This is a genomic window from Pseudomonas sp. ICMP 3272 (assembly GCF_001466905.1).
Classification (GTDB): domain Bacteria; phylum Pseudomonadota; class Gammaproteobacteria; order Pseudomonadales; family Pseudomonadaceae; genus Aquipseudomonas; species Aquipseudomonas amygdali.
Window position 1 is genome coordinate 1 of sequence record NZ_LKEK01000047.1, and the last position, 25029, is coordinate 25029.

At 58.3% G+C, this 25029-nt stretch carries 26 protein-coding genes and 3 tRNA genes; 14 read left to right on the top strand and 15 right to left on the bottom strand.

The genetic code is table 11. The features are described 5' to 3' along the window. Window position 1: 1 nt before the first annotated feature. The 3 genes from AO068_RS11115 to AO068_RS11125 form a co-directional block, all read right to left on the bottom strand. Window positions 2-77: transfer RNA gene (locus AO068_RS11115), tRNA-Glu, on the bottom strand. A gap of 100 nt (window positions 78-177) precedes the next feature. Next, window positions 178-253: transfer RNA gene (locus tag AO068_RS11120), tRNA-Gly, on the bottom strand. Between the two features lie 5 nt (window positions 254-258). Beyond that, window positions 259-334 (bottom strand) — tRNA-Glu (locus AO068_RS11125). Window positions 335-628: 294 nt separating this feature from the next. Between AO068_RS11125 and AO068_RS11130 the strand changes: the two genes are divergently transcribed. Beyond that, a complete protein-coding gene (locus AO068_RS11130) occupies window positions 629-1387 on the top strand; it encodes a hypothetical protein (RefSeq protein ID WP_058401291.1) in 759 nt (252 codons plus the stop codon). A 54-nt stretch (window positions 1388-1441) separates the two neighbouring features. Here the strand turns inward: AO068_RS11130 and AO068_RS11135 are convergent, their stop codons facing one another. Next, window positions 1442-1924 carry a GAF domain-containing protein gene (locus tag AO068_RS11135; protein WP_004657375.1) on the bottom strand — a complete coding sequence of 161 codons (483 nt, stop codon included), beginning with the start codon at window positions 1922-1924 and terminating at the stop codon, window positions 1442-1444. Then, window positions 1921-2811, bottom strand: a complete 891-nt coding sequence (locus AO068_RS11140) for an ATP-binding protein (RefSeq protein WP_058401290.1) — start codon at window positions 2809-2811, stop codon at window positions 1921-1923. Before AO068_RS11140 ends, AO068_RS11135 begins: the two co-directional genes overlap by 4 nt. Window positions 2812-2891: 80 nt before the next feature. On the opposite strand from AO068_RS11140, the gene AO068_RS11145 reads away from it, so the two are divergent. Beyond that, a complete protein-coding gene (locus AO068_RS11145) occupies window positions 2892-5240 on the top strand; it encodes a hybrid sensor histidine kinase/response regulator (protein ID WP_058408384.1) in 2349 nt (782 codons plus the stop codon). Between the two features lie 6 nt (window positions 5241-5246). Here AO068_RS11145 and AO068_RS11150 read toward each other — a convergent pair whose 3' ends face one another. Together AO068_RS11150 and msrB are read right to left on the bottom strand one after the other, a co-directional pair. Then, a complete protein-coding gene (locus AO068_RS11150; RefSeq protein WP_058408385.1) occupies window positions 5247-5732 on the bottom strand; it encodes a glutathione peroxidase in 486 nt (161 codons plus the stop codon). Window positions 5733-5882: 150 nt separating this feature from the next. After that, complete coding sequence (gene msrB, locus AO068_RS11155; protein ID WP_002554534.1) at window positions 5883-6278, bottom strand: peptide-methionine (R)-S-oxide reductase MsrB; 396 nt, start codon at window positions 6276-6278, stop codon at window positions 5883-5885. Between the two features lie 190 nt (window positions 6279-6468). Between msrB and AO068_RS11160 the strand changes: the two genes are divergently transcribed. Further along, window positions 6469-7680, top strand: coding sequence for a pyridoxal phosphate-dependent aminotransferase (locus AO068_RS11160; protein WP_004657364.1), 1212 nt, complete (start codon window positions 6469-6471; stop codon window positions 7678-7680). A 267-nt stretch (window positions 7681-7947) separates the two neighbouring features. Further along, window positions 7948-8835 carry a protease HtpX gene (gene htpX, locus AO068_RS11165; protein WP_003418061.1) on the top strand — a complete coding sequence of 296 codons (888 nt, stop codon included), beginning with the start codon at window positions 7948-7950 and terminating at the stop codon, window positions 8833-8835. Between the two features lie 148 nt (window positions 8836-8983). On the opposite strand, the gene AO068_RS11170 is transcribed toward htpX, so the two are convergent. Continuing rightward, a complete protein-coding gene (locus AO068_RS11170) occupies window positions 8984-9646 on the bottom strand; it encodes a thiopurine S-methyltransferase (RefSeq protein WP_058408386.1) in 663 nt (220 codons plus the stop codon). A 101-nt stretch (window positions 9647-9747) separates the two neighbouring features. Between AO068_RS11170 and AO068_RS11175 the strand changes: the two genes are divergently transcribed. Further along, a complete protein-coding gene (locus tag AO068_RS11175) occupies window positions 9748-10515 on the top strand; it encodes a DODA-type extradiol aromatic ring-opening family dioxygenase (RefSeq protein WP_058401286.1) in 768 nt (255 codons plus the stop codon). 90 nt (window positions 10516-10605) lie between these two features. Here AO068_RS11175 and AO068_RS11180 read toward each other — a convergent pair whose 3' ends face one another. Together AO068_RS11180 and AO068_RS11190 are read right to left on the bottom strand one after the other, a co-directional pair. Then, window positions 10606-12312 (bottom strand): DEAD/DEAH box helicase, encoded by a 1707-nt coding sequence (locus AO068_RS11180; protein ID WP_177342374.1) that lies wholly within the window; start codon window positions 12310-12312, stop codon window positions 10606-10608. 421 nt (window positions 12313-12733) lie between these two features. Continuing rightward, window positions 12734-13495, bottom strand: a complete 762-nt coding sequence (locus tag AO068_RS11190; protein WP_002554539.1) for a spermidine synthase — start codon at window positions 13493-13495, stop codon at window positions 12734-12736. A gap of 171 nt (window positions 13496-13666) precedes the next feature. On the opposite strand from AO068_RS11190, the gene AO068_RS11195 reads away from it, so the two are divergent. Then, window positions 13667-15013: a class II 3-deoxy-7-phosphoheptulonate synthase gene (locus AO068_RS11195; RefSeq protein WP_002554540.1), complete on the top strand. Its 1347-nt coding sequence runs from the start codon at window positions 13667-13669 to the stop codon at window positions 15011-15013. Window positions 15014-15031: 18 nt separating this feature from the next. Here AO068_RS11195 and AO068_RS11200 read toward each other — a convergent pair whose 3' ends face one another. Continuing rightward, window positions 15032-15265, bottom strand: a complete 234-nt coding sequence (locus tag AO068_RS11200) for a DUF1127 domain-containing protein (RefSeq protein ID WP_058401285.1) — start codon at window positions 15263-15265, stop codon at window positions 15032-15034. Window positions 15266-15332: 67 nt separating this feature from the next. Here AO068_RS11200 and AO068_RS11205 point away from each other — a divergent pair, with 67 nt between their 5' ends. Then, window positions 15333-16229, top strand: a complete 897-nt coding sequence (locus tag AO068_RS11205) for a LysR substrate-binding domain-containing protein (protein WP_058401284.1) — start codon at window positions 15333-15335, stop codon at window positions 16227-16229. Here AO068_RS11205 and AO068_RS11210 read toward each other — a convergent pair. Next, the gene (locus tag AO068_RS11210; RefSeq protein WP_058408387.1) at window positions 16219-16965 is read right to left on the bottom strand and encodes a sulfite exporter TauE/SafE family protein; all 747 of its coding nucleotides are present in this window, start codon (window positions 16963-16965) and stop codon (window positions 16219-16221) included. The genes AO068_RS11205 and AO068_RS11210 overlap by 11 nt on opposite strands. 188 nt (window positions 16966-17153) lie before the next feature. Between AO068_RS11210 and AO068_RS11215 the strand changes: the two genes are divergently transcribed. The 3 genes from AO068_RS11215 to AO068_RS11225 all read left to right on the top strand — a co-directional run bounded on the left by AO068_RS11215 (window position 17154) and on the right by AO068_RS11225 (window position 19348). Continuing rightward, complete coding sequence (locus AO068_RS11215; RefSeq protein WP_058408388.1) at window positions 17154-17627, top strand: MarR family winged helix-turn-helix transcriptional regulator; 474 nt, start codon at window positions 17154-17156, stop codon at window positions 17625-17627. A gap of 241 nt (window positions 17628-17868) precedes the next feature. Beyond that, window positions 17869-18288, top strand: a complete 420-nt coding sequence (locus AO068_RS11220; protein ID WP_003373293.1) for an organic hydroperoxide resistance protein — start codon at window positions 17869-17871, stop codon at window positions 18286-18288. A 40-nt stretch (window positions 18289-18328) separates the two neighbouring features. After that, window positions 18329-19348 carry an alpha/beta hydrolase gene (locus tag AO068_RS11225; RefSeq protein WP_058408389.1) on the top strand — a complete coding sequence of 340 codons (1020 nt, stop codon included), beginning with the start codon at window positions 18329-18331 and terminating at the stop codon, window positions 19346-19348. Window positions 19349-19439: 91 nt separating this feature from the next. Here the strand turns inward: AO068_RS11225 and AO068_RS11230 are convergent, their stop codons facing one another. Both AO068_RS11230 and earP read right to left on the bottom strand, forming a co-directional pair. After that, a complete protein-coding gene (locus tag AO068_RS11230) occupies window positions 19440-20009 on the bottom strand; it encodes an elongation factor P (protein ID WP_002554550.1) in 570 nt (189 codons plus the stop codon). 99 nt (window positions 20010-20108) lie between these two features. Further along, a complete protein-coding gene (earP, locus tag AO068_RS11235) occupies window positions 20109-21245 on the bottom strand; it encodes an elongation factor P maturation arginine rhamnosyltransferase EarP (protein WP_058408390.1) in 1137 nt (378 codons plus the stop codon). A gap of 151 nt (window positions 21246-21396) precedes the next feature. On the opposite strand from earP, the gene AO068_RS11240 reads away from it, so the two are divergent. The 3 genes from AO068_RS11240 to AO068_RS11250 all read left to right on the top strand — a co-directional run bounded on the left by AO068_RS11240 (window position 21397) and on the right by AO068_RS11250 (window position 22611). Beyond that, entirely contained in the window at window positions 21397-21795 is a 399-nt protein-coding gene (locus tag AO068_RS11240) for a hypothetical protein (RefSeq protein ID WP_058401280.1), read from the top strand. A gap of 3 nt (window positions 21796-21798) precedes the next feature. Continuing rightward, the gene (locus tag AO068_RS11245; RefSeq protein WP_058408391.1) at window positions 21799-22281 is read left to right on the top strand and encodes a GreA/GreB family elongation factor; all 483 of its coding nucleotides are present in this window, start codon (window positions 21799-21801) and stop codon (window positions 22279-22281) included. A gap of 123 nt (window positions 22282-22404) precedes the next feature. Next, window positions 22405-22611 (top strand): hypothetical protein, encoded by a 207-nt coding sequence (locus AO068_RS11250; RefSeq protein WP_002554553.1) that lies wholly within the window; start codon window positions 22405-22407, stop codon window positions 22609-22611. Between the two features lie 72 nt (window positions 22612-22683). On the opposite strand, the gene AO068_RS11255 is transcribed toward AO068_RS11250, so the two are convergent. Continuing rightward, window positions 22684-23961 carry an aromatic amino acid transport family protein gene (locus tag AO068_RS11255; RefSeq protein WP_058408392.1) on the bottom strand — a complete coding sequence of 426 codons (1278 nt, stop codon included), beginning with the start codon at window positions 23959-23961 and terminating at the stop codon, window positions 22684-22686. A gap of 445 nt (window positions 23962-24406) precedes the next feature. Here AO068_RS11255 and AO068_RS11260 point away from each other — a divergent pair, with 445 nt between their 5' ends. Continuing rightward, window positions 24407-24976 (top strand): TetR/AcrR family transcriptional regulator, encoded by a 570-nt coding sequence (locus AO068_RS11260; RefSeq protein ID WP_058401277.1) that lies wholly within the window; start codon window positions 24407-24409, stop codon window positions 24974-24976. The last annotated feature ends 53 nt before the right edge of the window (window positions 24977-25029 follow it).

Genomic DNA, 25029 nt, shown 5'->3' on the forward strand with positions numbered 1-25029 from the left:
ATGGCGTCCCCTAGGGGACTCGAACCCCTGTTACCGCCGTGAAAGGGCGGTGTCCTAGGCCACTAGACGAAGGGGACACTGCCTGAAACACAATGGTGTGTGTTTCAGTTCCAGACATCATCCGAAGATGTGTTCTGGTTTCACTCAACCCTGCCCGGAGGCAAAGCTGCTTAAAATTGGAGCGGGAAACGAGACTCGAACTCGCGACCCCGACCTTGGCAAGGTCGTGCTCTACCAACTGAGCTATTCCCGCAATAATGGCGTCCCCTAGGGGACTCGAACCCCTGTTACCGCCGTGAAAGGGCGGTGTCCTAGGCCACTAGACGAAGGGGACACACGTACAACATTCACTACTTATTTGCGCTACGCTGTGTGCTTTACGCTGTAAGTGGCGCGCATTCTATGGATGGATTGAGGGGTCGTCAACCCCCATGTGAAAATTTATTGAAATCAATAACTTCGATGCCGTTCGGACGCTGACCGACTGTCGCCAATCATTCAGCTGCCTAATCTATATAGAAGAGATGCCGACAAACTCCAGGAGGGACATCTATGCGCAGTAGTGCTTAGCCACTACACTCGCACTAAAACTAATTGAACAAATGAGGTTTGCACAGTGACTCCACTCATGATCACGCTGATGGTAGTAGCAGGTATCGCTCTGCTCATCGCGATCGGCTACCTGAATCACGTCGCTGAAAACGGCAAACTGGAGAAGGCCCGCACCAAGGTCGAACTCAGTGATCGCTTGCGTCGCTGCAGCGAAATCACCGAAGTATTCCCCGGCCAGTTGATGTCGCCAGCCTTGAAGCTGCTGCTTACGCGTCTGGAACTGAACGTCGTGCAGCGCATGCTCAGCCTGGACAAGGGTAACGCTCAACTCAAGCACCGCATCGGCGAGCTGGAAGAGCAGATCGGCAAGGGCGAACGCATCGACATCCCCAACCCGGTCACGCCGATCCAGACCGAAGCCAAGGCCAAGGACGTGCGTTTCCTTCTGGAAGCCCTGCATGGTCAGGTGACCCGCGCTGCGCATGACGGCTTTCTGCAAACCAGCGAAGCCAAACACTGGATCCGCGAAATCCGCACGATTCTGGTCACGCTGCACATCGAGTTCTTCAATAACCTCGGTCAGATGGCCCTCAGTCAGGACCAGCCGGGCCAGGCTCGTCTGGCGTTCGAACGCGGCGTGCAGTATTTGCGCAACCAGCCGGACCCGGTGACGTACCAACAGCAGTTGCTGGCGATGGAAAAACAACTGGCCCGCGCCAACTCGATGGTACTGACCAATACCGCGCCATCCGAAGACGACGACAACGCGCTGACCGAAGGCCTGAAGGCAGACGAAACCGAATCCGAATGGAAGAAGAAAGTCATCTACGATTGATGACTGCCCCGCCGCTGCCGGACCTATGCTCCGGACAGCGGCAGGTCGAGCGGCTCAACAGTCGGTCGATGCCAGAAAGATAGCCGCCAGACGTTCGATCCCCGCCTGATCCACCTCGTTGAAACGCCCCACACTCGGACTGTCCAGGTCCAGCACGCCGATCAGACGCCCGTCCTTGATCAACGGCACCACCAGCTCGCTGTTCGATGCGCTGTCGCAGGCGATGTGCCCGGGAAACTCGTGAACGTCCTGAACACGCTGGGTTTGCCGACTCTGCGCCGCCGCCCCGCAAACGCCGCGACCAAAGGGAATGCGTACGCACGCAATCTGCCCCTGAAACGGACCCAGCACCAACTCTTCGTTGCGATTGAGGTAAAAACCCGCCCAGTTCAGATCGTCGATCTGCGTATAGAGGAATGCCGAGAACTGCGCCGCATTGGCGATGAAGTCGCGCTCGTCTGCCAGCAATGCCTCAAGCTGGGCGGCCAGCAGACCGTAGCCATTGAGGCCGGCACCGGTGTTTTGCAAATCGATCATGTGTGTTGCTCCAACAATTCAAGTCCTACCCAGTAACGTGCAAATTGATACGCGCAGCGGCCATTGCGATTGCCACGCGCGGTCGCCCAGCGAATCGCGGCCTTTTCCAGGCTTTCGTCGCGCTGCCATTGCAAGCCGGCCTTGTCTGCCAGTTGCGTGATCCAGTGCTCGACCACGTTCAGGTAATGTTCCTGGGTAAACGGATAAAACGACAGCCACAGGCCGAAGCGGTCAGACAATGCGATCTTGTCTTCCACGGCTTCGCTGGGGTGCAGCTCGCCGTCGACGTGCTTCCAGTCAACGTTGTCGCTTTCCTTCTCGGGCACCAGATGGCGGCGATTGGAGGTGGCATACAGCAACACGTTATCCGGCGCCTGCTCCAGCGAGCCGTCAAGCACGCTTTTCAGCACGCGATAGTCACCTTCACCCGACTCGAACGACAGGTCATCGCAAAACAGTACGAAACGTTGCGTCAGCTTGTGCAATTGCTCGACCACGCGGGGCAAGTCGCCCAGGTGATTGCGCTCGATCTCGATCAGGCGCAAACCGGCCGAAGCGTGCTCGGCCAGCAGAGCGCGGATCAGGGACGACTTGCCGGTGCCGCGAGAACCCCAGAGCAAGGCATGGTTGGCAGGCAGGCCATCGATGAACTGACGTGTATTGCGCCCCAACTGGTCGCGCTGCAGGTCGACGCCGATCAGATCGGTCAGGCGCGTATCCAGGCTCACCTGCAACGGCATCAGGTAGCCGCTACGGCCCTCTTGCACCCAGCGCGCGGCAAGCGTCTGTGACCAGTCGACCGGCTCGCGCACGGCTGGCAACAGCGGTTCCAGCCGGGCCAGCACGGCATCGGCGCGTTGCAGAAAAGCATCCAACCGAGAATCCACGGGATCTCCTTATATTTAACTGATTGGTCAGCAGTGCCTATCAGCTATGCTTGGCCAACCAGAAGTGGCAGTAAGTACTCATGGATATATCGCTCAAAAACAGGCTTTCGTTCAAGCAGGCGCGCCTGGCTGTATTGATCGGCTTCGCGCTGGGCACCTTGCTGAGCCTGTTCCAGATTGCAATCGATTATGCCAGCGAAGACGCGTCCATCAATCGCGAAATCAAATCACTGCTGGAAATCATCCAGAACCCGGCATCGCGCATTGCCTACAACATCGACTCGGAGCTGGCTCAGGAGCTGACACTCGGGCTGCTGCGCTCCCCTGCCGTGGTCAGCGCCAGACTGACCGATAACAATGACGCCGTGCTCGCAAGCGTCGAACGCCCCATGGCGACAGGGCGCTATCGGGTGTTCAGCGATTGGCTGTTCGGTGAAAGCCGCCAGTTTCAGGAAAAACTGCACCTCAACCATTTGCCGGATGAAACCATCGGCACACTGTACCTGACCGTGGACACCTTCGCGTTCGGCAGCCACTTTCTGCAGCGCGCCGAGATCACTTTGCTCAACGGCTTCGTGCGCAGCCTGGCGCTGGCCGGCATTCTGACCATTCTGTTCTATGCCACCCTGACCAAACCGCTGGTAAGGGTGATCCGCGAACTGAGCAGTCGCGATCCGCGCAACCCCGACCAAGGGAAAATAACCTGCCCGCCTCACCATGAGCAGGATGAAATCGGCGTATTGGTGGCGACCTTCAATCGTCAGTTCGAAACCATGAGCAGCGAGTTCTCCAGACGGCGCGCGGCCGAAGATCGGCTGACCGAACATCTCAACGAGCTGGAAAACATTGTTTCGGCACGCACCAATGAGCTCAAGGCCAGCAACATACGCCTGCGCGAATCCAACGAGGAACTGCAGATAGCACGCAGTACGGCGCTGGACATGGCCCATGCGCGCTCGGCGTTTCTGGCGCACATGAGCCACGAAATCCGCACGCCGCTCAACGGCCTGCTGGGCATGCTCGCGCTGTCACTGGACAGCCCGCTCAGCGCCGAGCAGCGCCAGCAACTGATGATCGCCCACGACTCCGGCAAGGTGCTGGTCGAACTGCTCAACGATATTCTCGACATGTCCAAGTTCGATGCCGGTCATCTGGAGATCGAGCGCATTCCCTTCGACCTGGGGGTGTTGATCGAAGACACCGCCAACCTGCTGTCACAAAACGCGGCGCCCAGCGTAGAGCTGACCTGCCTGATTGCGCCGGACTTTCCGGCCATGGTTACCGGCGACCCGACCCGTGTGCGGCAGATCGTCAGCAACCTGCTGTCCAACGCACTCAAATTCACCCGTTTCGGGCGCGTGGATGTACGTCTGACTCACCATAAGGACGTCAGCGGAGAAAACCGGGTGCGCATCGAAGTCCGCGACACCGGCATCGGGATTGCGCAGGACGCCCAGGCGAAAATCTTCCAGCCGTTCACTCAGGCAGAAACCGCCATCACTCGGCAGTATGGCGGCACCGGGCTGGGTCTGGCGTTGACCAATAATCTCTGTGAAGCCATGAATGGCACGCTGAGTATCCAGTCGCAGTCCGGCTTCGGCAGTCAGTTCTGCGCCGAATTGCCGTTGCCGGTGCATGTACCTGCAGTCACTCAGACCGCGCTCAGGGGCCGGGTCACTGTGGTCAGCTCGGCCGGCAGCGGCCTGGTGGAATTGCTTGGCAACCTGCTGCCAACCTGGGGGGTCGATCTCAAACGACGCAGCATTGATGATCGCCCGGAAGACGTGGACCTCGACAGCAGCCCGGACCTGGTCATTACCGACTGCCCCGAGTGCCTGTTTGCGATCCGCCCCACTACACCCGTGCCGATCCTGCTGGTCACCGCCTATGGCAATTTCATGCCCGGCGAACAGGTTACAGCCCTTGCCCCGCTGCAACAGCAGGCTCGACCGCTGGCGCGCAACGCGCTTTACCACACGCTGCGGCGCGTACTCGGTCAGGAAGAGACAGGCGTCAGGGACACAAAAGCGCCAGAGCAAACGGCTCAGCGCATGGCCAGAGTACTGTTGGTGGAAGACAACCCAGTCAATCAACTGGTGGCCAAGGGCATCCTCGGCAAGCTGGGGTGCGAAGTGATCATCAGCAGTCACGGCGGCGAGGCCCTGGAACAACTGGAGCAAGGCCACTTTGACCTGGTGTTGATGGACTGCAACATGCCGGTCATGGACGGCTATGAAGCCAGCCGCCAGATCCGCAGCAGCGGCCGCTGGCCAAACCTGCCGATCGTGGCGCTTACCGCCAACGCCATGCCCGATGAGCGAGAGCGCTGCAAGGCGGCAGGCATGAACGACTACCTCGCCAAGCCGTTCCGGCGCGCCGAACTGGCGGGCATTCTGGACCAGTGGATTCCCATCGCTGACATCCGCTGAAACGGCTTAGCGCAGCAGCGCTTCGATTTCACCCGTCAGTTCCTCGGGCTTGGTCAACGGCGCGAAACGCTTGACCAGCGCGCCATCCCTGCCAATCAGGAACTTGGTGAAATTCCACTTGATTCGCTCGCTCCCCAGCAACCCCGGTGCCTGCTGTTTGAGTTGAACGAACAAGGGATGGGCCTGAGCGCCGTTTACGTCGATCTTCTTGAACAGCGGGAAGCTGACCCCGTAGTTCAGTTCGCAAAACCCGGAAATCGCGCTCTCGTCACCCGGCTCCTGCTTGCCGAACTGATTGCAAGGGAACCCCAGCACCACCAGCCCTTTATCCTTGTAGTCCAGCCAGAGTTTTTCCAGGCCTTTATATTGTGGGGTGAAGCCGCATTTGCTGGCTGTATTGACCACCAGCACCGCCTTGCCAGCGTAATCGGCCAGGGTTTTCTGTTCTCCCTTGATCGTAGTGACCGGGATACTCAGCAGGTTTTCACTCATCAAAAGAGGCCTCAAGGCTAGGCGGTGACTGGATCGGAATGTGAGCACTGACGTTAGCCTGCAACGAAGCGCGGCGCACGCCAATTTTCGGTATTGATACGGGTCGATAAGCCCGGAGCCGCTGCACGCAGCGGCACAGCAATCTCACGGCTACTGGCGCGGGACCAGGTCCAGGCATACCGAGTTGATGCAGTAACGCAGCCCGGTCGGTGGCGGACCATCGGGAAACACATGACCCAGGTGGGCGTCGCATTTGGCACAGACCACTTCGGTACGAATCATGCCGTGGCTGACATCGCGCACTTCGACCACCGCGCTGCCTTCCAGCGGTGCGTAGAAGCTGGGCCAGCCGCAGCCCGAATCGAACTTGGTCGTGGAATCGAACAGCGGCTCATTGCAGCAGATGCAGTGGTAGACGCCTTCTGTCTTTGTCTCGTTGTACTTACCGGAAAACGGCCGCTCGGTGCCTTTCAGGCGGCAAACCTGATACTGCGCCGGGTCGAGCATCTCTTTCCACTCTTCAAGCGTTTTCTGCAACTTGTCCACAGGTACACCTCCGAATTCGAAAAACCCCGATCTGTACCTTTTCCACAGATCAGGTGGCACGTATGATTGCGCCAGGTCAGACGTCAGTCTGGCACCCGCGTTTGTCGCATACAAACCCATTTTCATGGCGAACGTGCTGCGACCTTCATTGCAAGCCGGCAACAGCTCGTCCATTTTCGGGATCATCACCATGCAGTTCAACAAATCGAACAAGCTCGCAAACGTCTGCTACGACATTCGCGGGCCGGTGCTCAAGCACGCCAAACGCCTGGAGGAGGAAGGCCATCGCATCCTCAAGCTGAACATCGGCAACCCGGCACCGTTTGGTTTCGAGGCGCCGGACGAAATCCTGCAGGACGTGATCCGCAACCTGCCGACTGCCCAGGGCTACAGCGACTCCAAAGGCCTGTTCAGCGCCCGCAAGGCTGTGATGCAGTATTACCAGCAGAAGCAGGTCGAAGGCGTCGGCATCGAAGACATCTATCTGGGTAACGGCGTGTCCGAGCTGATCGTGATGTCGATGCAGGCGTTGCTCAACAACGGCGACGAAGTGCTGGTTCCGGCACCCGATTATCCCTTGTGGACCGCAGCAGTGGCGCTGTCCGGCGGCAGCCCGGTGCATTATCTGTGCGACGAGCAGGCCAACTGGTGGCCGGACCTTGAAGACATCAAGGCCAAAATCACGCCGAACACCAAGGCCATGGTGATCATCAACCCGAACAACCCGACCGGCGCAGTGTATTCCCGTGAGGTATTGCTGGGCATGCTGGAGCTGGCTCGCCAGCATAATCTGGTGGTGTTCTCCGACGAAATCTACGACAAGATCCTCTACGACGACGCCGTGCACATTTGCACTGCCTCGCTGGCGCCGGACCTGCTGTGCCTGACCTTCAACGGTTTGTCCAAGTCGTATCGGGTCGCTGGCTTCCGCTCCGGCTGGATTGCCATTTCCGGGCCGAAACACAACGCGCAGAGCTACATCGAGGGCATCGACATCCTGGCCAACATGCGCCTGTGTGCCAACGTGCCGAGCCAGCACGCCATCCAGACCGCACTGGGCGGCTATCAGAGCATCAATGACCTGATCCTGCCGCCAGGCCGTCTGCTGGAGCAACGCAACCGCACCTGGGAGCTGCTCAACGATATTCCCGGCGTCAGCTGCGTCAAGCCGATGGGCGCGCTGTATGCGTTCCCGCGTATCGACCCGAAGGTCTGCCCGATCTTCAACGACGAGAAGTTCGTCCTCGATCTGCTGCTCTCGGAAAAACTGTTGGTGGTTCAAGGCACGGCGTTCAACTGGCCCTACCCTGATCACTTCCGCGTCGTGACCTTGCCGCGCGTTGATGAGCTGGAGCAGGCCATTGGCCGCATCGGTAACTTCCTGAAGGGTTATCGTCAGTAAACAGACACCGCCCCCTCTCGCGCCGCATCCCTGCCCCGACCTGTTCGGGGCAGTTTATTTGTGCCCTGCCAAAACAACCTGAGCGCCCCGCCCTCAACCCTTCAGGCATCGACCACTCTGGCTCAGGCACCGTTCAGCTTTGCGGGATTACCATCGATTGCGTGAATAGGACACAGTTTGAAATAGTCCCTCTGTTGAATAGCAGCGGGCATCACCTTATATACCCGGCATCGAGTTACATATTTACCTGAGGAGAACGTTTCGACCATGATGCGCATTTTGCTGTTTTTGGCCACTAACCTTGCGGTCGTGCTGATTGCCAGCATCACCCTGAGCCTTTTTGGCTTCAATGGGTTCATGGCGGCCAACGGGGTTGATCTGAACCTCAATCAGCTGCTGGTTTTCTGCGCTGTGTTCGGTTTCGCGGGCTCGTTGTTCTCGCTGTTCATCTCCAAGTGGATGGCGAAAATGAGTACCGGCACTCAGATCATCAGTCAGCCTCGCACCCGCCATGAGCAATGGTTGCTGCAGACCGTTGAACAACTGTCCCGCGATGCGGGCATCAAGATGCCGGAAGTCGGTATTTTCCCGGCGTATGAAGCCAACGCATTCGCCACGGGCTGGAACAAGAACGATGCACTGGTTGCGGTAAGCCAGGGCCTGCTCGAGCGGTTCTCGCCGGATGAGGTGAAAGCCGTACTGGCGCACGAAATCGGCCACGTTGCCAACGGCGACATGGTCACACTGGCGCTGGTGCAGGGTGTGGTGAACACGTTTGTGATGTTCTTTGCCCGCATCATCGGCAACTTCGTCGACAAGGTGATCTTCAAGACCGAGAACGGTCAGGGCATTGCCTACTACATCACGACGATTTTCGCCGAGCTGGTATTGGGCTTTCTGGCCAGCGCCATCGTCATGTGGTTCTCGCGCAAACGCGAATTCCGCGCTGACGACGCAGGTGCCCGACTGGCCGGTACGGACGCGATGATCGGTGCGCTGCAACGCCTGCGTTCCGAACAGGGCGTACCGGTGAACATGCCTGACAGTCTGACGGCGTTCGGTATCAACGCCGGTCTGAAGAAAGGCCTGGCAGGGCTGTTCATGAGCCACCCGCCACTGGAGCAACGCATCGAGGCCCTGCGCCGCCGCGGTTGATCCTACCAACGCGATAGCTTTCGCTCCGCGCACAGCAATGAGAGGTGTTCTACCGGACACCTCTCGTTGCTCACGCTCCACATAGGAATGCAGTTCGTGACGTTCTGCGCCAAACGGTTCTGCGATCGGAGAAGGATTCAGGCCCAACTCAGCGCGATTGACGCTCCAACCTATAAACGTGCTCATCCATGCGCTCCAATCCGGCCCTCAACGCCTTGGGACTGCTGTGTAGCGCATCTTGCTCGCTGACCTTCGTGATTTCCCAGCTTCCGGATACAAACGCCTTCAGCCACGTGTGCGGCACGGAGAATGGCGGGCCTTCGAGCAGGTTTTGGTCGTATTCAAGGGTGACCAGCAGGCCACTGCATGCCTGAGGCATCAACGCTTCAAGCTGCTGCACATAGCGCTCGCGCATGTCCGCAGGCAAGGCAATCAAGGCGGCACGGTCATAAAAGGCTGTGCAGTGACCAATATCGTGCGCCGTCAGGGCGAAAAAATCGCCGCACCAGATTTCGATGCCCGGCGCTGCATAGACGCTTAAGTCGCCCTTGCGCGTGATTTGCGGTTGCACACCGCGCTCATTGAAATAGCCTGCTACCGCTGCCTCGGAAAGCTCTGCGCCGACTACGTAGCAACCTTGCTCTATCAACCAGTTCATATCCAGGCTTTTGCCGCACAACGGCACCAGAACCCGAGCCCCAGGCTCAAGTCTCAAATGAGGCCAATGCTGTCGCAGGTCCTGATTGACCTGCGCCTGATGAAAGCCAATCTGTCCTGCCTGCCAGCGCTGCAGCCAAAAATCCGCCTGCATGAAACCTCCTGAAAATTCGATCAAAAAGCGCCATAACTTATATTAGATTTAGATCATGAGAATGAACGACTATGGGGCATTCTCATATTCTGGAGCGTTAAATGTTCCCAAGCCTGTTTATTTCCCATGGCTCCCCCATGCTCGCGCTGGAGCCCGGCGAGAGTGGCCCCGCCCTGACGCGATTGGCCGCCAGCTTGCCCAGGCCTCGCGCCATCGTAGTGGTGTCTGCACACTGGGAAAGCCACGAACTGATCGTCAACGGCAACCCACAACCCGAGACCTGGCATGATTTCGGCGGTTTTGCAGCTGAATTGTTTGCGGTGCAATACCCGGCGAAAGGTCTGCCTGAACTGAGCCGCACAATAGTCGAGCTGCTGGCCGCCAGCGATCTGCCCGCACGCATCGACAGCAGACGACCGTTCGACCACGGCGTTTGGGTGCCATTGTCGTTGATGTACCCGAACGCCGATATTCCGGTGGTGCAGATCTCACTGCCTAGCCTTCAGGGGCCCGAGCTCCAGACACGGGTAGGCCGCGCGCTGGCCAGCCTGCGCGAACAGGGTGTATTGATTATCGGCTCTGGCAGCATCACGCATAACCTGCGCGATCTGGACTGGAACGCCGGCCCCGGAAGCGCAGAGCCATGGGCTGTGACTTTTCGTGACTGGATGATCGACAAGCTGCAAAACGACGATGACGCCGCACTGCACCACTACCGCAGTCTCGCCCCCCATGCGATGCGAGCGCACCCGAGTGACGAGCATTTGCTGCCGCTGTATTTCGCACGGGGCGCAGGCGGAGCATTCAGTGTTGCCCATCAAGGCTTCACCATGGGTGCGCTCGGAATGGATATCTATCGGTTCGGCTGAATCCGAAAACGCCGAGTCGCCTTAATTCAGCGCAAAAAAATCCCCGAACCAGTCGGGGATTTTTTATTGACCTATCAGCTCAGAAGCCGATCAGTCTTCGCGATAGCGACGCAGCTTGAGCTGCTTGCCAGCAACACGGGTGTCCTTGAGCTTGGTCAGCAGACGCTCAAGACCATCTTCCGGCAGCTCGACCAGGCTGAAGCTGTCACGCACCTGGATGCGGCCGATAGCTTCGCGGGCCAGGCCGCCTTCGTTGAGGATGGCACCCAGCAGGTTCTTGGCAGCGATACCATCACGCGCACCCAGCGCGGTACGGCAACGAGCACGGCCTTCGGCCAATGGAACCGGCGCACGACGCTCACGCTCAGGACGATCACCACGGTCGCTGCTGCGCTCTGGACGATCACCGCGCGGGGCGTTGTTCGGAACCAGTGGACGCTCGCGCTCGATGGCTGCCAGGGTCAGTGCCTGACCGTTGGTAGCCTTGCGCAGCAGTGCAGCGGCAAGGGCACGAGGGCTGCAGCCGATGTCGGCAGTCAGACGATCCAGCAGATCACCGTGAGTCGATTCGGCATCAGCGACCAGTGGCGACAGGCTGTTGGTCAGTTTCTTGATGCGGGCATCCAGAACGGCCTGGGCATCCGGCAGGCGGACTTCCGCAACCTTCTGACCGGTAACACGCTCGATCACTTGCAGCATGCGGCGCTCACGAGGCGTCACCAGCAGCAGTGCGCGACCTTCGCGACCGGCACGACCGGTACGGCCGATACGGTGAACGTAGGACTCTGGATCGTACGGCATGTCCACGTTGAATACGTGGGTGATACGCGGAACGTCAAGACCACGGGCAGCAACGTCGGTCGCTACAACGATGTCCAGACGGCCATCCTTGAGGGAATCGATAACGCGCTCGCGCTGGTTCTGAGCGATGTCACCGTTCAGTGCAGCAGCCTTGTAGCCTTTGGCTTCAAGGGCGCTTGCCAGGTCCAGGGTCGCCTGCTTGGTGCGGACGAACATGATCAGGGCGTCGAAGTCTTCGACTTCCAGCAGGCTCAGTACAGCCGAGGTCTTCTGGTCAGCGTGAACCAGCAGATGAGCCTGCTCGATCGCGGTAACGGTCTGGGTCTTGGTCTGGATCTTGACGTGCTTCGGATCACGCAGATGGCGCTCGGCGATGGCACGGATCGACTGTGGCAGCGTTGCCGAGAACAGTACGGTCTGGCGGGTTTCAGGCATGGCCTTGAAGATGACTTCGAGGTCGTCCATGAAGCCCAGCTTGAGCATTTCGTCTGCTTCATCGAGAACCAGATGGTTCACGGTTGCCAGGACTTTCTCGTCACGACGCAGGTGGTCGCAGAGACGGCCCGGGGTGGCGACAACGATTTGTGCGCCGTTGCGGATAGCCTTGAGCTGCGGGCCCATTGGCGCGCCGCCGTAGACCGCTACAACGGTCACGCCCGGCATTTGTTTTGCGTAGGTCTCGAACGCGGTGGCAACCTGAAGTGCCAGTTCGCGGGTCGGGGCCAGGATCAGTGCTTGCGGCTCGCGCTTGCTCGGGTCGATGCGATGCAGGATAGGCAGTGCGAACGCGGCGGTTTTACCCGTACCGGTTTGCGCCTGACCAATCATGTCGTGACCGGCGAGAATAATCGGGATCGATTGCTGCTGAATGGCCGAAGGCTCTTCGTAGCCAGTGGCGACGACTGCTGCAACGATATTTGGATGAAGTTCGAGAGCGGCGAAGCCGCCGATTTCCTGGGTCATGGGTCTGCCTCTAGTGCATCCGCAAAGACCCATGCTTCAAAGCTGCGCGTGCCGTGTACGACCTTGAGGTCACCCTGGCTGCTTTGTCGGCGGGGATTTGCGAAAACGTTTGATGAATGGATCGTCCAGGCTAGTCCGTTGTGCGAACAAGCAACCGAAGCTGGCTTCGGGGTACTGCAATACCTTGACGAGGGCCCTGTTAAGGCCGGCGCGCACTATACCGGAAATACGCACCTTAGTGAGTCTTTTTTTGCGAAACATTGCGCCATCCTTGAGCAACCCAAGGCCCTTGGTCCGGGCAGAGGGCTGGCCGACAAGGGCGCGGGCCCGAGATTGCGGGCGTTGCCGCTTAAACGTTTAATCTGCTCTTGCGGATGGCCGGCATCCCGACCTGCGGGGTGTGGCGAATTGTCTCACCCCTGATTTCAGAACAGTCAGCACATGCTTCGCCCTTTCAGGTCGCGGAACGGACCGCTCTGATCAACGACTCCAGCGAGTACCCCAGATGCGGCGCAAGTGCCTCGGCACGCGAACTCAGTGCCTCGATATCCAGCGTCTGATCGAGGTCGGCAGGCACGATCAGAATGACGTTGCCCTCCTTTACCGGCAGCTCCCAGTAATGACGGTGGTACAACCCCCGCAGCAAGGCCGCACCCAGCGGTTTGCCGTCGTCGGTGGCCCACTGGTTGATGATCAGCCAGCCACCGGGATTGAGGCGTTGCTGGCAGCCCTGCAAAAAATTCCAGGCCAAATGCCCGACGCCCGGCCCGACATCGGTGTAAAGGTCGACAAAGATCAGGTCGGCAGGCTCTGCGCTGTCCAGCAACTCCAGCGCATCGCCGATACGGATATACAGACGCGGATCGTCATCGAGCCCCATGAACTCCATGGCCAGGCGCGGCACATCAGGGCGAAGCTCGATGACTTCAACGTCTTCAAGCGGCAGGAACTTCATGCAGGCCTGGGTCAGCGTACCCGCACCCAGCCCCAGAAACAGCGCGCTGTCCGGCGCATCGTGACACAGTGCGCCGATCAGCATCGCGCGGGTGTAGTCGTATTCCAGCCAGCTCGGGTCAGCCGTAAACGTGCAGCTCTGCTCGATGGCCTCGCCAAACTCCAGAAAGCGGTAATCCTCCACTTCCAGCACGCGGATCATGCCGAAGTCGTCGTGGACCTCGGCCAGAATTCGTTCTACGCGCTCACGCTCTTCCGTCATTACCGTTCCTGGTCATCGCTGCGCCGAGCGCAAAACGCGAATTGTCCGGCAAGCGCGCGGCTTTGTCACACATTGCCGGGCGCTATGCCATCCCGGTGGTCTGCCCTACGCTGGCAGAGCAACGGCGAACTGCTAACATGCTGGCCCGATTGCACAACCCTAGAGCCAATAATGAGCCAACCCTGGAGCCCCGACAGCTGGCGGGCACTGCCGATTCAGCAGCAACCTCACTACCCTGACGCCGCGCACCTGCTGAAGGTCGAACAGACCCTGGCCAGCTATCCGCCGCTGGTGTTTGCCGGCGAAGCCCGAGAGTTGCGCCGCCAGTTTGCCGAAGTGACCCAGGGTCGCGCGTTCCTGCTACAGGGCGGCGACTGCGCGGAAAGCTTCATGGAGTTTTCCGCAGCCAAGATTCGCGACACGTTCAAGGTGCTGCTGCAGATGGCCATCGTCATGACCTTCGCCGCCGGTTGCCCGGTGGTGAAAGTCGGACGCATGGCCGGACAATTTGCCAAACCTCGCTCGGCCAACGACGAAATCATCGACGGCGTAACGCTCCCGGCGTATCGCGGTGACATCGTCAACGGTATCGGTTTCGATGAGAAAAGCCGTGTGCCGGACCCCGAACGCCTGCTGCAAGCCTACAACCAGTCCACCGCCACCCTGAACCTGCTGCGTGCCTTCGCGCAGGGCGGGTTTGCCGACCTGCATCAGGTGCACAAGTGGAATCTGGACTTCATCGCCAACTCGGCGCTGGCCGAGAAATACAGCCAGCTGGCCGGGCGCATCGATGAAACGCTTGCGTTCATGCGCGCCTGCGGCATGGACAGCTCGCCGCAACTGCGTGAAACCAGCTTTTTCACCGCCCACGAGGCATTGCTGCTCAATTACGAAGAAGCCTTCGTGCGGCGCGACAGCCTGACCAATGATTACTACGATTGCTCGGCACACATGCTGTGGATCGGCGACCGTACCCGGCAACTGGACGGCGCGCATGTCGAATTCCTGCGCGGGGTGAACAACCCGATCGGCGTCAAGGTCGGCCCGAGCATGAACACCGACGACCTGATTCGTCTGATCGACATCCTCAACCCTGACAACGATCCGGGCCGTCTCAACCTGATCGCGCGGATGGGTGCAAACAAGGTCGGCGATCACCTGCCACAGCTGATTCGTGCGGTCGAGCGCGAAGGCCGCAAAGTGCTGTGGAGCTCCGATCCGATGCACGGCAACACCATCAAGGCCAGCAGCGGCTACAAAACCCGCGACTTTGCGCAGATCCTCGGCGAAGTGAAGCAGTTCTTTCAAGTGCATCAGGCTGAAGGCACTTATGCCGGAGGCATCCATATCGAAATGACCGGGCAAAACGTCACCGAATGCATCGGCGGCGCCCGCCCCATCACCGAAGATGGTCTTTCGGATCGCTACCACACCCACTGCGACCCGCGCATGAACGCCGATCAGTCACTGGAGCTGGCGTTCCTGATTGCCGAAACCCTGAAGCAGGTCCGGCGCTAAGCAGAGCAAGCGGCCCGCTCAGCGCTTGAGCGGGTCATCCCAAAACGGACGCTCGGCTTCCTGCTGAATGTCGGCCCGACTCAGCCCCAGGTCCTTCAGCGTGTCATCACTCATCCGCGCCAGATAGCGGCGTTGACGGTACAGCTCCAGCCAGCGCTGCAAGTGATGCTTCAACCACACCAACGCCTTGCCAGGCTGAGCATGCCCGGCAGGTCTTGCGATCAATACAGACTCTTTTTGACCATTCATCATCTTGCCCTCCGTGTGAGATGACTAAAGTCTCGCGCCTGACATAAGATCAATCCAACGAATGTTTCTTATGCAGTGCATCTGGGAGGTTGATGTATTGGCCAGCTATTCGGGCACCCGTTACCCAGGCATAGACACCGAGCTGCTGCGCACCTTTGTGGCTATTGCCGATCACGGCGGTTTCACTCGCGCAGGCGAGGTGGTCAACCGCACGCAATCGGCGGTCAGCATGCAGATGAAACGCCTCGAAGAGGATGTCGTACAGCGTCAACTGTTCCAGCGTGAAGGCCGGACCCTGAACCTGACGGCAGAGGGCCAGGTGTTACTTGGCTATGCGCGGCGCATCCTCAAGCTGCACAGTGAGGTGTTCAATACGCTGCGCGAGCCACACATGATTGGCGTGGTAAAAATCGGCTCGCCCGACGACTACGTGATGCGCTTTCTGCCCGGCATACTTTCGCAGTTCGCACAGGCCTACCCGCTGGTTCAGGTAGAGGTGCATTGCGAACCCTCCGACCTGCTGCTGCAACGCAATGACCTGGACCTGACCATCGTCACGCGCAAGCCCGGCACCGAGATCGGTACGCTGTTGCGTCACGAGCGCCTGGTCTGGATGGAAGCCAGCGGTTTTGCTCCGCATGAGCAAAACCCCATTCCGCTGGCGATGTTCAATACACACTGCTTCTGTCGCGACTGGGCGTGCAACGCCCTGGACAGCGTGGAGCGTGATTACCGCATCGCCTACAGCAGCTCCAGCATGGCAGCAATCACAGCAGTGGTCAGCGCGGGCCTGGCAGTCACTGCACAGTTTCAAAGCCTGATCACTGCAGATTTGCGCATCATCGGCGCGGCCGAACAATTGCCCGAGCTGCCAACGGCAAGCATCGTACTGCTGCGCAATCCGAAAAACCCCTCGCCCATCACCGAATGCATGGCCGACTACATCATCGACGGCTTCAAACCTTGAGCGCGAGAATGACTGCGCAGAGCACCAGAAACACGCAGAACATCAGGCGCAGCGTTCGCTCCGGCAGCGAGTGCGCCAGCTTGACACCCCAACTGATGCTCGCCAGACCACCAATGGCCAATGGAATGCCCATCGACCAGTTGACGTGATCGTGCAGCGCGTAGGTAACCAGCGTGATCCCGGTGCTCGGGGCTGCGAGGGACAGCGCCAACCCTTGCGCCACAACCTGTGTCGTGCCGAACACGCTGGTCAGAATCGGCGTGGCCACCACTCCCCCGCCAACGCCGAACAGACCACCGGTCATGCCCGACCCGACACCCAGCAGCCAAAGCCACTTTTCGTAACGTAACCCGCTGCCGACCTGATGGCTGCGCCAATACATCTGCGCGACATTGAACACGGTCAGCACCACCAGAAAGCCGACAAAGCCAAGGCGCATGCTTTGCGGATCCACACGCACCGCCAGCAGCGACGTCAGCCAGGCAAAAATAAAACTGGGAATGATCAACATCAACGCATTACGCAGCAAAATCCGGTTGCGCTGGTTATAGCGCCACAAGGCGAGTAACACGTTAGGCAGCACCATCAACAACGCAGTCCCTTGCGCCAGTTGCTGATCCAGACCGAACAGCACCCCCAGCGCAGGAATTGCCACAAGACCACCACCGATTCCGAACAGCCCCCCCAGGGTGCCCATCGCTGCACCCAGTAACACAAACATCACAATTTCAATCACACTACGTCCCCGCCCAGTCAATGGCCAAATGCTACGCAGTCCTGCGCGCAACCAACACCCGGTGTTACCTGTTTTTTTGCGCGCGGCGCAAGCTGTCAGCGCTTTGAGCCTGCACGCTCGAAATTATCTGACACATTAAAGAATGCAACACTAAGTTAAACTCATTCGACTGAGTTTGAGGACCTGATATGAGTGCCGAAGAAAACCCTGCCCACGCTGCACCTGCCGATTGCGATTCGCTGCTGCTGGATAACCAATTGTGTTTTGCCTTGTACTCCACCTCATTGATGATGACCAAGGTTTACAAGCCGCTGCTGCAGGCACTGGGGCTCACCTATCCGCAGTACCTGGCAATGATGGTGCTGTGGGAAAAAGACGGGCTTACCGTCGGTGATGTCAGCACTCGCCTGCTCACCGATCCGGGTTCTCTGACACCTTTGCTCAAGCGTCTTGAGGGCGAGGGCTTTATCAGCCGCACCCGCAGCAAAGAGGACGAACGCGTGGTATTGCTGCACCTGACTGAACAAGGTCGTGCACTGCAACACCAGGCACTGAGCATACCCGGCTGTATTCTGTCGGCGAGCGGCCTGAACATGGAAAGGCTTCGTGACCTGCAGACACAGCTGTTGGAATTGCGTGACCATCTGCACCAGAGCCTTTAAGAAAAAGGCTCACGCCGGCCCGGACTGACCTGCCGTTCGTTGCGCCAGAGCCCCGTGCACCACGGGGCTGGCAAGATTTCCAGCTACCCGCCCTGGTAGCTTTCTTCCTCCCGAAAACGACCTCTTTCGACTTTTCGCAAAATTTAGCTTGCGCGCTAACTATCCGTGAACTACCTTTGCCTTGCAATTAGTTAGCGCGCAAGTATTTTGCGCAACAATCCCTATCAAACGAGGAAAAATCATGGACACTCTTTACACCGCAGTTGCAACCGCCACCGGCGGCCGTGATGGTCGTGCCGTTTCCAGCGACAAGATTCTCGACGTCAAACTGGCCACTCCGAAAGAACTCGGCGGTGCTGGCGGCGCAGCCACCAACCCTGAGCAACTGTTCGCTGCCGGTTATTCGGCCTGCTTCATCGGTGCCCTGAAATTCGTCGCTGGTCAGAGCAAACGCAGCATTCCGGCAGACGCCTCGATTACCGCCCACGTAGGGATCGGCCAGATTCCCGGTGGTTTCGGTCTGGACATCGACCTGCACGTCAGCCTGCCCGGCCTTGAACAAGCCGACGCTCAGCAACTGGTCGATGCCGCTCACGTGGTCTGCCCTTACTCAAACGCCACGCGCGGCAACGTCGATGTGCGCCTGCATGTAACCGTCTAACTCACCGGCCACAGATACGAACATGAGCAAGGGAACGAACATGAAGACCTTCAGCAAAGTCATGACCGGTACGCTTCTCGCACTGTCGATCGGCAGCGCGTTTGCCGCAGGCGATCCTGCCATCGAGCACAACACTCAGGCCTTTCTCGATGCCTTGAATTCGGGCACTGGCAAACCCATCGAGCAGTTGTCGCCCAAAGATGCCAGGGCCGTGCTGGTCGGAGCACAGGCGGGGGTCAAACTGACGCTGCCCAAAGCCGATGTCAGCGAAAAGACCATCAATGTCGATGGCCAGCCGATCAGCCTGAATATCGTGCGCCCTGCTGGCGTAAAAGGGACCTTGCCGGTTTTCATGTTCTTCCACGGCGGCGGCTGGGTACTGGGTGATTTCCAGACCCACGAGCGACTGGTCCGCGACCTGGTCGTGGGCTCGGGCGCGGTAGCGGTGTTCGTCAATTACACGCCTTCACCCGAAGCACATTACCCGACGGCAATCAACCAGGCCTACGCAGCGACCAGATGGGTAGCTGAGCACGGCAAGGAAATCAACGTCGACGGCAAGCGCCTGGCTGTGGCGGGTAACAGCGTGGGTGGCAACATGGCAGCGGTCGTTGCACTGATGGCCAAAGACAAAGGCACTCCGGCGCTCAGGTATCAGGTGCTGCTGTGGCCGGTGACTGACGCCAACTTTGATAACGGTTCATACAACCAATACGCCGAAGGCCACTTCCTGACCCGTAACATGATGAAGTGGTTCTGGGACAACTACACCACCGATGCCACACAACGTAACGAGATCTACGCCTCGCCGCTGCGCGCCACCACCGAACAACTGAAAGGTCTGCCACCGGCGCTGATTCAGACCGCCAGTGCCGACGTGCTGCGTGATGAAGGCGAAGCCTATGCGCGCAAGCTGGATCAGGCGGGCGTGCCGGTCACGGCGGTACGTTACAACGGCATGATCCATGACTACGGTCTGCTCAACGTGGTCAGCCAGGTCCCGGCTGTCCGCTCTGCCATCCTGCAGGCGTCTCAGGAGTTGAAAGAACACCTGAAATAGCGCCCGAAATAAAGGCAGAGGCTCAAACTTCAGCCGTAAAAAAACCCGCAGCGATGCGGGTTTTTTGCGTAACGGGGTTACAAAACCATGCTTACTTCGCACGGCCTTTGTAGGAACCGCCTTCACGGGTATCGATCTCGATCATGTCGCCGATTTCGATGAAGTCAGCAACGCTCAGCTCGGTACCGTTTTTCAGTTTGGCAGGCTTCATGACCTTGCCCGACGTGTCGCCACGAGCAGAGCCTTCGGTGTAGTCGACCTGACGCACGATAGTAGTCGGCAGTTCTACGGAAACCAGACGGTCTTCGAAGAATACGGCTTCACAAACGTCGGTCATGCCTTCTTCGACGAAAGGCAGAACGCTTTCGATGTCTTCGGCGTTCAGCTCGTACATGGTGTAGTCAGTGGTGTCCATGAACGTGTAGGTGTCACCGCTGATGAAAGACAGGGTGGCTTCCTTGCGATCAAGGATCACGTCGTCCAGCTTGTCGTCGGCGCTGTAAACGATCTCGGTCTTGTAACCGGTCAGCAGGTTTTTCAGCTTGGTTTTCATGATCGCGCTGTTACGACCGGATTTGGTGAATTCAGCTTTCTGAACCAGCCAAGGATCGTTTTCGAGACGGATCACAGTACCGGGTTTCAGCTCTTTACCAGTTTTCATTGCATATATCCGAATTTGGATGAAATTAACCAAAGGCTCTGTACGAGAAACAACCTGCGCAGGCCTTTTTCGTACAGAGCCTTGTATCAAGGCCGCGTATCATAGCGAATTTCCATAAAACTGCACCAGCGCCGTGGCAAGATCAGTCTGTGCGGCTTGTTGCTGGCACCAGTGCCCGGCGTGCTTTTCGATTTCAGCCCAGTGTTCGGTGAGTGCCAGCCAGCTTTCGCTCAGGTCGCTGCCGATATTCCAGTTCTGCCAGAACTGATTCACAGCATGCGCCGCCTCAGGCGCAAGACCCGCCAGGTAGAGCGCTAAAAACGCATCAAGCTTGGGCAGGTGCGCGTCGTCTTCCTGCTGATAGATGTGCCAGAGCATCGGCCGCCCCGCCCATTGCGCACGGACGAATGAGTCTTCGCCGCGCACGACGTTGAAATCGCAGCTCCACAGCAGTTGGTCGTAGCGTTCCTGGCGGATGAACGGTAACACCTGCACGGTCAGCCCTCCCCTTACCTGCATGAAACCTGCGTGTAACTCATCGCCGACACCCAGCCAGCGCTGCAGATCGGTGAGGATGCGTCCCTCCGGCACCAGCATGTGATTGGGCCGAGTGTCGCTGGCCAGCGCGTCAAGCCAGCTGCCCAGCCCGGGATTTTCATAGGCAAATACCGAGATCAAGCGGGCATCAGGCAACGGCTCGACACCCAACCCCTGCAAGAAACCTTGCCTCGCGGCCTTGTCTTGCTGAAATCGCTGGCGCTGTTCGATCAGGTTTCTTTCGCGCAGCAGGCCGCCCGTGGCGTCGGAAAATCCGGGAAAGAAAAAGAACTTCTTCAAACCGTTCAACTGTGGCGAAGGCAAACCGTGGCAACCCGAGACCCAGTCTTCGGCGCTGAGGTACTCAAGGTTCAACCACAGCGGCCTTGGCGAACGCTGCAGCATCGACTCGGTATAGGGCGTCGGCAGGCGGCAGGCAAAGGCCTCGATGACCACGTCAGGAATATCGCTGTTTATCCATTCAGCGGGCCACTGGCACACCCTCACGCCCTCTTGCCATTGCTGCTGAGCCTTAAGATCAGCGTCGGGACACAAGCGAACGAAAGCCGACAGGTCGTCGATCCATAACCGCACATGCAGACCCTGCTCGGCAACCAGCTGGCGTGCCAGACGCCAGGTCACGCCGGCATCACCGTAGTTGTCGACTACGCTGCAAAAAATGTCCCACGAGACTTTCATCGTGGCTCCCTGAGGCTGGATGGCAAAAAACGTTGATTGTCGTTCAGAACGCCCCGTTGCCACCAGCCTGATGCCACTGGACAGCACAGTTTTCATGCCCGGCCATCAGGCATGGCACAATCGCATCTGTTGCCCTGCAAGGAGTTCAGCCATGTCATCCACTACCCGCCGTCGCGACCTGTATGTGTCGTTGAAATTGATTGTCTGCATTGCGCTGGGTATCTGGCTGGGCGCAATGGCGGTGTTCCTGACCGCTCTGCTGTATTACAAGAGCCTGCCCCCGGCGCAAACCCAGGCGTTGGAAAACGCCGCCGCCCAGCTCACCGCCCCGCCTGCACAAAAAAATGCCGCGCCGTCCGCCCCGGAGACTGAAATGTTCCGCAAATACGAGCAAAGCCTGCGTGAAAGCGAGGCCCGTCAGGCCCGTGAACAGGCTCAGGAACAACAGCAGCGTACCTTCAACCGTTCCAAGTGTGATTTCTGGATTCAGCAGGACCGCACTGCGCCGAGCGAAAAAAGTCGCGCCAGCATCAATCAGTACTGCGGATAAACCATGAACAAGCAGGACGTGCTGCAATCGATCATCGACAAGCTGGAAATCGATCTGGACATCGCGCAACGGGCGGCACAGACCGCCTACGAAACGGCAACCCACGAAGAGAACATTGCCGAGAACAAATACGACACGCTGGGACTGGAAGCATCGTATCTGGCAGCAGGCCAGGCACGACGTGTCGAGGAGATTCGCCAGTCGCTGGCGGCGTATCGGAAATGGTCGCTCAAGCCATTCGATGAATCACGCGGCATTCAGACCGGTGATCTGATCGCTGTCGAAGCCCTGAACGGTCAGACGCAATACCTGTTTCTCGGCCCTGATGCTGCTGGTCTGAAGGTCAGCGCAGGTGAGCAACTGGTCACAGTCATCACTGCCAGGGCCCCGCTGGGGCAGAGCCTGCTGGGCAAATTCGAAGACGATGCCGTACAGATTGTCATCAACGGCAGCGGACAATCCTACGAGATCATACAAACGATGTGACACACCCGGCATCTGCAGGGTTGATCGCACCAAGTTTTTGTGGGTAAGGTGAAGCGTCGCCATCATCACCGCAACCGGGGCAACATCAAAGCAAACAAGGACTAAAACCCAAGGAGATTTTTCATGACGAACGTCATCGCTTTCCCTGACGCCCATGAACGTGATCGCCTGAAGTCCAGTCAAGATCCGGCGTTGAGATACCTGAACAAGAAAGAGCGACAGCTGATCGACCAACTGCGTTCGACCAGCCATGCGGGACGCCAGTACGTCTACGACTATGCCAGCATCATGCATTTGTCCAGGCCGTTGTATCCCGAACCTGTGGATTGACCCTGATTGCAGAGCCCGGCCAAAGGCTGCGCTGTTATATCAGCGCAGCTTCCAGTGTTATATCTACCGGGTTCAGCGTGTCAGCGAAAAGATCAGTGCAGAGATCGCCACCACACCGGCGGCCACCACAAAGTAGTTCGACCATGCACCTGCATATTTACGCATGGCGGGTACTTTGTAGACGGCATACATCGGCATAAGGAACAGCAGCGCCGAAATCACCGGCCCGCCCAGGGTCTCGATCATGCCCAGAATGCTAGGGTTCAGCGTTGCTACCAGCCAGCACACAACCAGCATGAAGGCTGCTGTCAGACGATCCAGCGCCTTCGGTGCAGGACGCCGCCCAGTTTTCAAAGCCAGCCCTTTCAGGCCCTCGCTCGCACCGATGTAGTGGCCGAGAAACGACTTGGAAATAGCCACAAACGCAATCAGCGGCGCCACGAAGGCGATGGTCGGGTTGTTGAAGTGGTTGGCCAGGTAGGAGAGGATCGAAATGTTCTGTGCCTTGGCCTCGGCCAATTGGGCTGGCGACAGCGTCAATACACAACTGAACACGAAGAACAGCACCATCACGACCATCAAGCCGTGAGCGCGGGCCAGTATCTGCGAACTGCGGACCTCGGCGTTTTCGCCGTACTGACGTTTCTGATCAACGGCAAACGCCGAGATGATCGGCGTGTGGTTGAACGAAAATACCATTACCGGGATGGCCAGCCACAGGGTAGGCAGGAACGCTGAAGGCTCGGGAAAGGTGGTCGCGGTACTCAGGATGCCACCGGTCCAGTGCGGAATCAGGAATACCGCCAGAAACAGCAGTGCGACGATGAACGGGTAAACCATAAGGCTCATCGCCTTGACGATGATCCGCTCGCCACAACGCACCACGGCCAGCAGGCCCATGATCAGCACGAACGCCAGCGCTGCGCGTGGCGGCGGCGCTATGTGCAACTGATGCTCAAGAAAACTGCCCACGGTATTGGTGAGGGCCACGCTGTAGATCAGCAGAATCGGAAAGATCGCAAAAAAATACAGCAAGGTGATCATCGCGCCGGCGCTTTTGCCGAAATGCTGCTCGACCACTTCAGTGATATCGGCCCCTTCACGCCCGGACAGTACGAAACGGGTCAGCCCGCGGTGGGCATAGAACGTCATGGGAAACGCCAGCAACGCCAGCGCCATCAGTGGCCAGAAACCACCGATGCCTGCATTGATGGGCAGGAACAGCGTACCTGCGCCAATGGCAGTACCGAACAATCCGAGCATCCAGGTGGTGTCATTACGGTTCCAAGAGGCGATGCTCTCGGGAGCTACATCCAGGCGTTCTACGACGCCGTTAGCCTGATCATTCATCCGGTCGACTCTCCGTGGCCGGTTTATCAAAAAGGGCAGCGCGTCGAAAAAGCCGGCAGTTCAGCGCTCCCCTCGAAAACAGCGGGCGAGATTCTCCGGGATTGACGCCAGAAGTCAAAGGCTTGTAGGACAACAATTTCCGGACTGTAGGCAGGCAATCCCGTGCACGCCTTCTGCACAAAGGGCTGGAGAATGATCGACCTCTTGTCGACGACGTCGTGGTTTTACAGGGCAGCGCGCTCATTCAAGCAACGAGGGCCTGCATTCTGCGCGGGAACAGTTTGCGTTTTTCAGCCAGCTTCACTCATTAGCTGGATAAGCAGACAGGCGTTCTTTCACTTGATTCCGGCACAAGTTCTCATCACGATTGAAAGCCTGCTGCATCGATTCATCTATCCATGTATAAATGCGGTTACACATTGGCCCATCTCTGGAGACTCAGCGCATGCGTTACGCGCTCGATCATAAGGCCCAAACCCATCAACGTATCGTCAAGGAAGCGTCCATGCGCTTTCGTCGCGATGGCATTGGTGCTACGGGCCTACAACCTTTGATGAAGGCACTGGGCTTGACCCATGGCGGTTTCTACGCGCATTTCAAATCCAAGGATGATCTTGTTGAACAGGCATTGAGTCACGCCCTCGACAATGTAAAAGGAATCACCAGCGACGTTTTCGCCAGACAGGACTCGCTCAGTGAATTCATTGATCTCTACCTCTCTATAGACAGTCGCGATTCGCCAGACGGCGGTTGTCCACTACCGACCATGTGCCTGGAACTGGGTCAGCGCGACCAGCCCAGCGCGACGACGGATAAAATCATTCTTCACTTGCTGGAACTGTTCGATCAGTCTCTGGCGCAGACGGGTACTGAATCCAAGAGCCTGCCGGTACTGTCTACCTTGGTAGGCGGCCTGGTACTTGCCCGTAGTGCTTTTGACGAAGAACTGTCGCAGCGCATTCTGGACACGACCCGGGACTATCTCAAACAGGAGATAAAGAAGAGCGCCAACTGACTTATCGAAAACAGAACGTTATCAAGATCCGTTCTCGATAAAGCGTGCATAAA

What these genes read in the sequence shown, in the direction of transcription:
- AO068_RS11215 (WP_058408388.1), top strand. Translation starts at nt 17,154, where the DNA reads ATGAGTGCCGAAGAAAACCCTGCCCACGCTGCACCTGCCGATTGCGAT.
- AO068_RS11255 (WP_058408392.1), bottom strand. Translation starts at nt 23,961, where the DNA reads ATGAATGATCAGGCTAACGGCGTCGTAGAACGCCTGGATGTAGCTCCC.
- htpX (WP_003418061.1), top strand. Translation starts at nt 7,948, where the DNA reads ATGATGCGCATTTTGCTGTTTTTGGCCACTAACCTTGCGGTCGTGCTG.
- AO068_RS11190 (WP_002554539.1), bottom strand. Translation starts at nt 13,495, where the DNA reads ATGACGGAAGAGCGTGAGCGCGTAGAACGAATTCTGGCCGAGGTCCAC.
- AO068_RS11160 (WP_004657364.1), top strand. Translation starts at nt 6,469, where the DNA reads ATGCAGTTCAACAAATCGAACAAGCTCGCAAACGTCTGCTACGACATT.
- AO068_RS11135 (WP_004657375.1), bottom strand. Translation starts at nt 1,924, where the DNA reads ATGATCGATTTGCAAAACACCGGTGCCGGCCTCAATGGCTACGGTCTG.
- AO068_RS11200 (WP_058401285.1), bottom strand. Translation starts at nt 15,265, where the DNA reads ATGATGAATGGTCAAAAAGAGTCTGTATTGATCGCAAGACCTGCCGGG.
- AO068_RS11205 (WP_058401284.1), top strand. Translation starts at nt 15,333, where the DNA reads ATGCAGTGCATCTGGGAGGTTGATGTATTGGCCAGCTATTCGGGCACC.
- AO068_RS11175 (WP_058401286.1), top strand. Translation starts at nt 9,748, where the DNA reads ATGTTCCCAAGCCTGTTTATTTCCCATGGCTCCCCCATGCTCGCGCTG.
- AO068_RS11250 (WP_002554553.1), top strand. Translation starts at nt 22,405, where the DNA reads ATGACGAACGTCATCGCTTTCCCTGACGCCCATGAACGTGATCGCCTG.
- AO068_RS11150 (WP_058408385.1), bottom strand. Translation starts at nt 5,732, where the DNA reads ATGAGTGAAAACCTGCTGAGTATCCCGGTCACTACGATCAAGGGAGAA.
- AO068_RS11145 (WP_058408384.1), top strand. Translation starts at nt 2,892, where the DNA reads ATGGATATATCGCTCAAAAACAGGCTTTCGTTCAAGCAGGCGCGCCTG.
- AO068_RS11180 (WP_177342374.1), bottom strand. Translation starts at nt 12,312, where the DNA reads ATGGGTCTTTGCGGATGCACTAGAGGCAGACCCATGACCCAGGAAATC.
- AO068_RS11130 (WP_058401291.1), top strand. Translation starts at nt 629, where the DNA reads ATGATCACGCTGATGGTAGTAGCAGGTATCGCTCTGCTCATCGCGATC.
- AO068_RS11260 (WP_058401277.1), top strand. Translation starts at nt 24,407, where the DNA reads ATGCGTTACGCGCTCGATCATAAGGCCCAAACCCATCAACGTATCGTC.
- earP (WP_058408390.1), bottom strand. Translation starts at nt 21,245, where the DNA reads ATGAAAGTCTCGTGGGACATTTTTTGCAGCGTAGTCGACAACTACGGT.
- AO068_RS11240 (WP_058401280.1), top strand. Translation starts at nt 21,397, where the DNA reads ATGTCATCCACTACCCGCCGTCGCGACCTGTATGTGTCGTTGAAATTG.
- AO068_RS11230 (WP_002554550.1), bottom strand. Translation starts at nt 20,009, where the DNA reads ATGAAAACTGGTAAAGAGCTGAAACCCGGTACTGTGATCCGTCTCGAA.
- AO068_RS11195 (WP_002554540.1), top strand. Translation starts at nt 13,667, where the DNA reads ATGAGCCAACCCTGGAGCCCCGACAGCTGGCGGGCACTGCCGATTCAG.
- AO068_RS11170 (WP_058408386.1), bottom strand. Translation starts at nt 9,646, where the DNA reads ATGCAGGCGGATTTTTGGCTGCAGCGCTGGCAGGCAGGACAGATTGGC.
- AO068_RS11220 (WP_003373293.1), top strand. Translation starts at nt 17,869, where the DNA reads ATGGACACTCTTTACACCGCAGTTGCAACCGCCACCGGCGGCCGTGAT.
- AO068_RS11245 (WP_058408391.1), top strand. Translation starts at nt 21,799, where the DNA reads ATGAACAAGCAGGACGTGCTGCAATCGATCATCGACAAGCTGGAAATC.
- AO068_RS11225 (WP_058408389.1), top strand. Translation starts at nt 18,329, where the DNA reads ATGAAGACCTTCAGCAAAGTCATGACCGGTACGCTTCTCGCACTGTCG.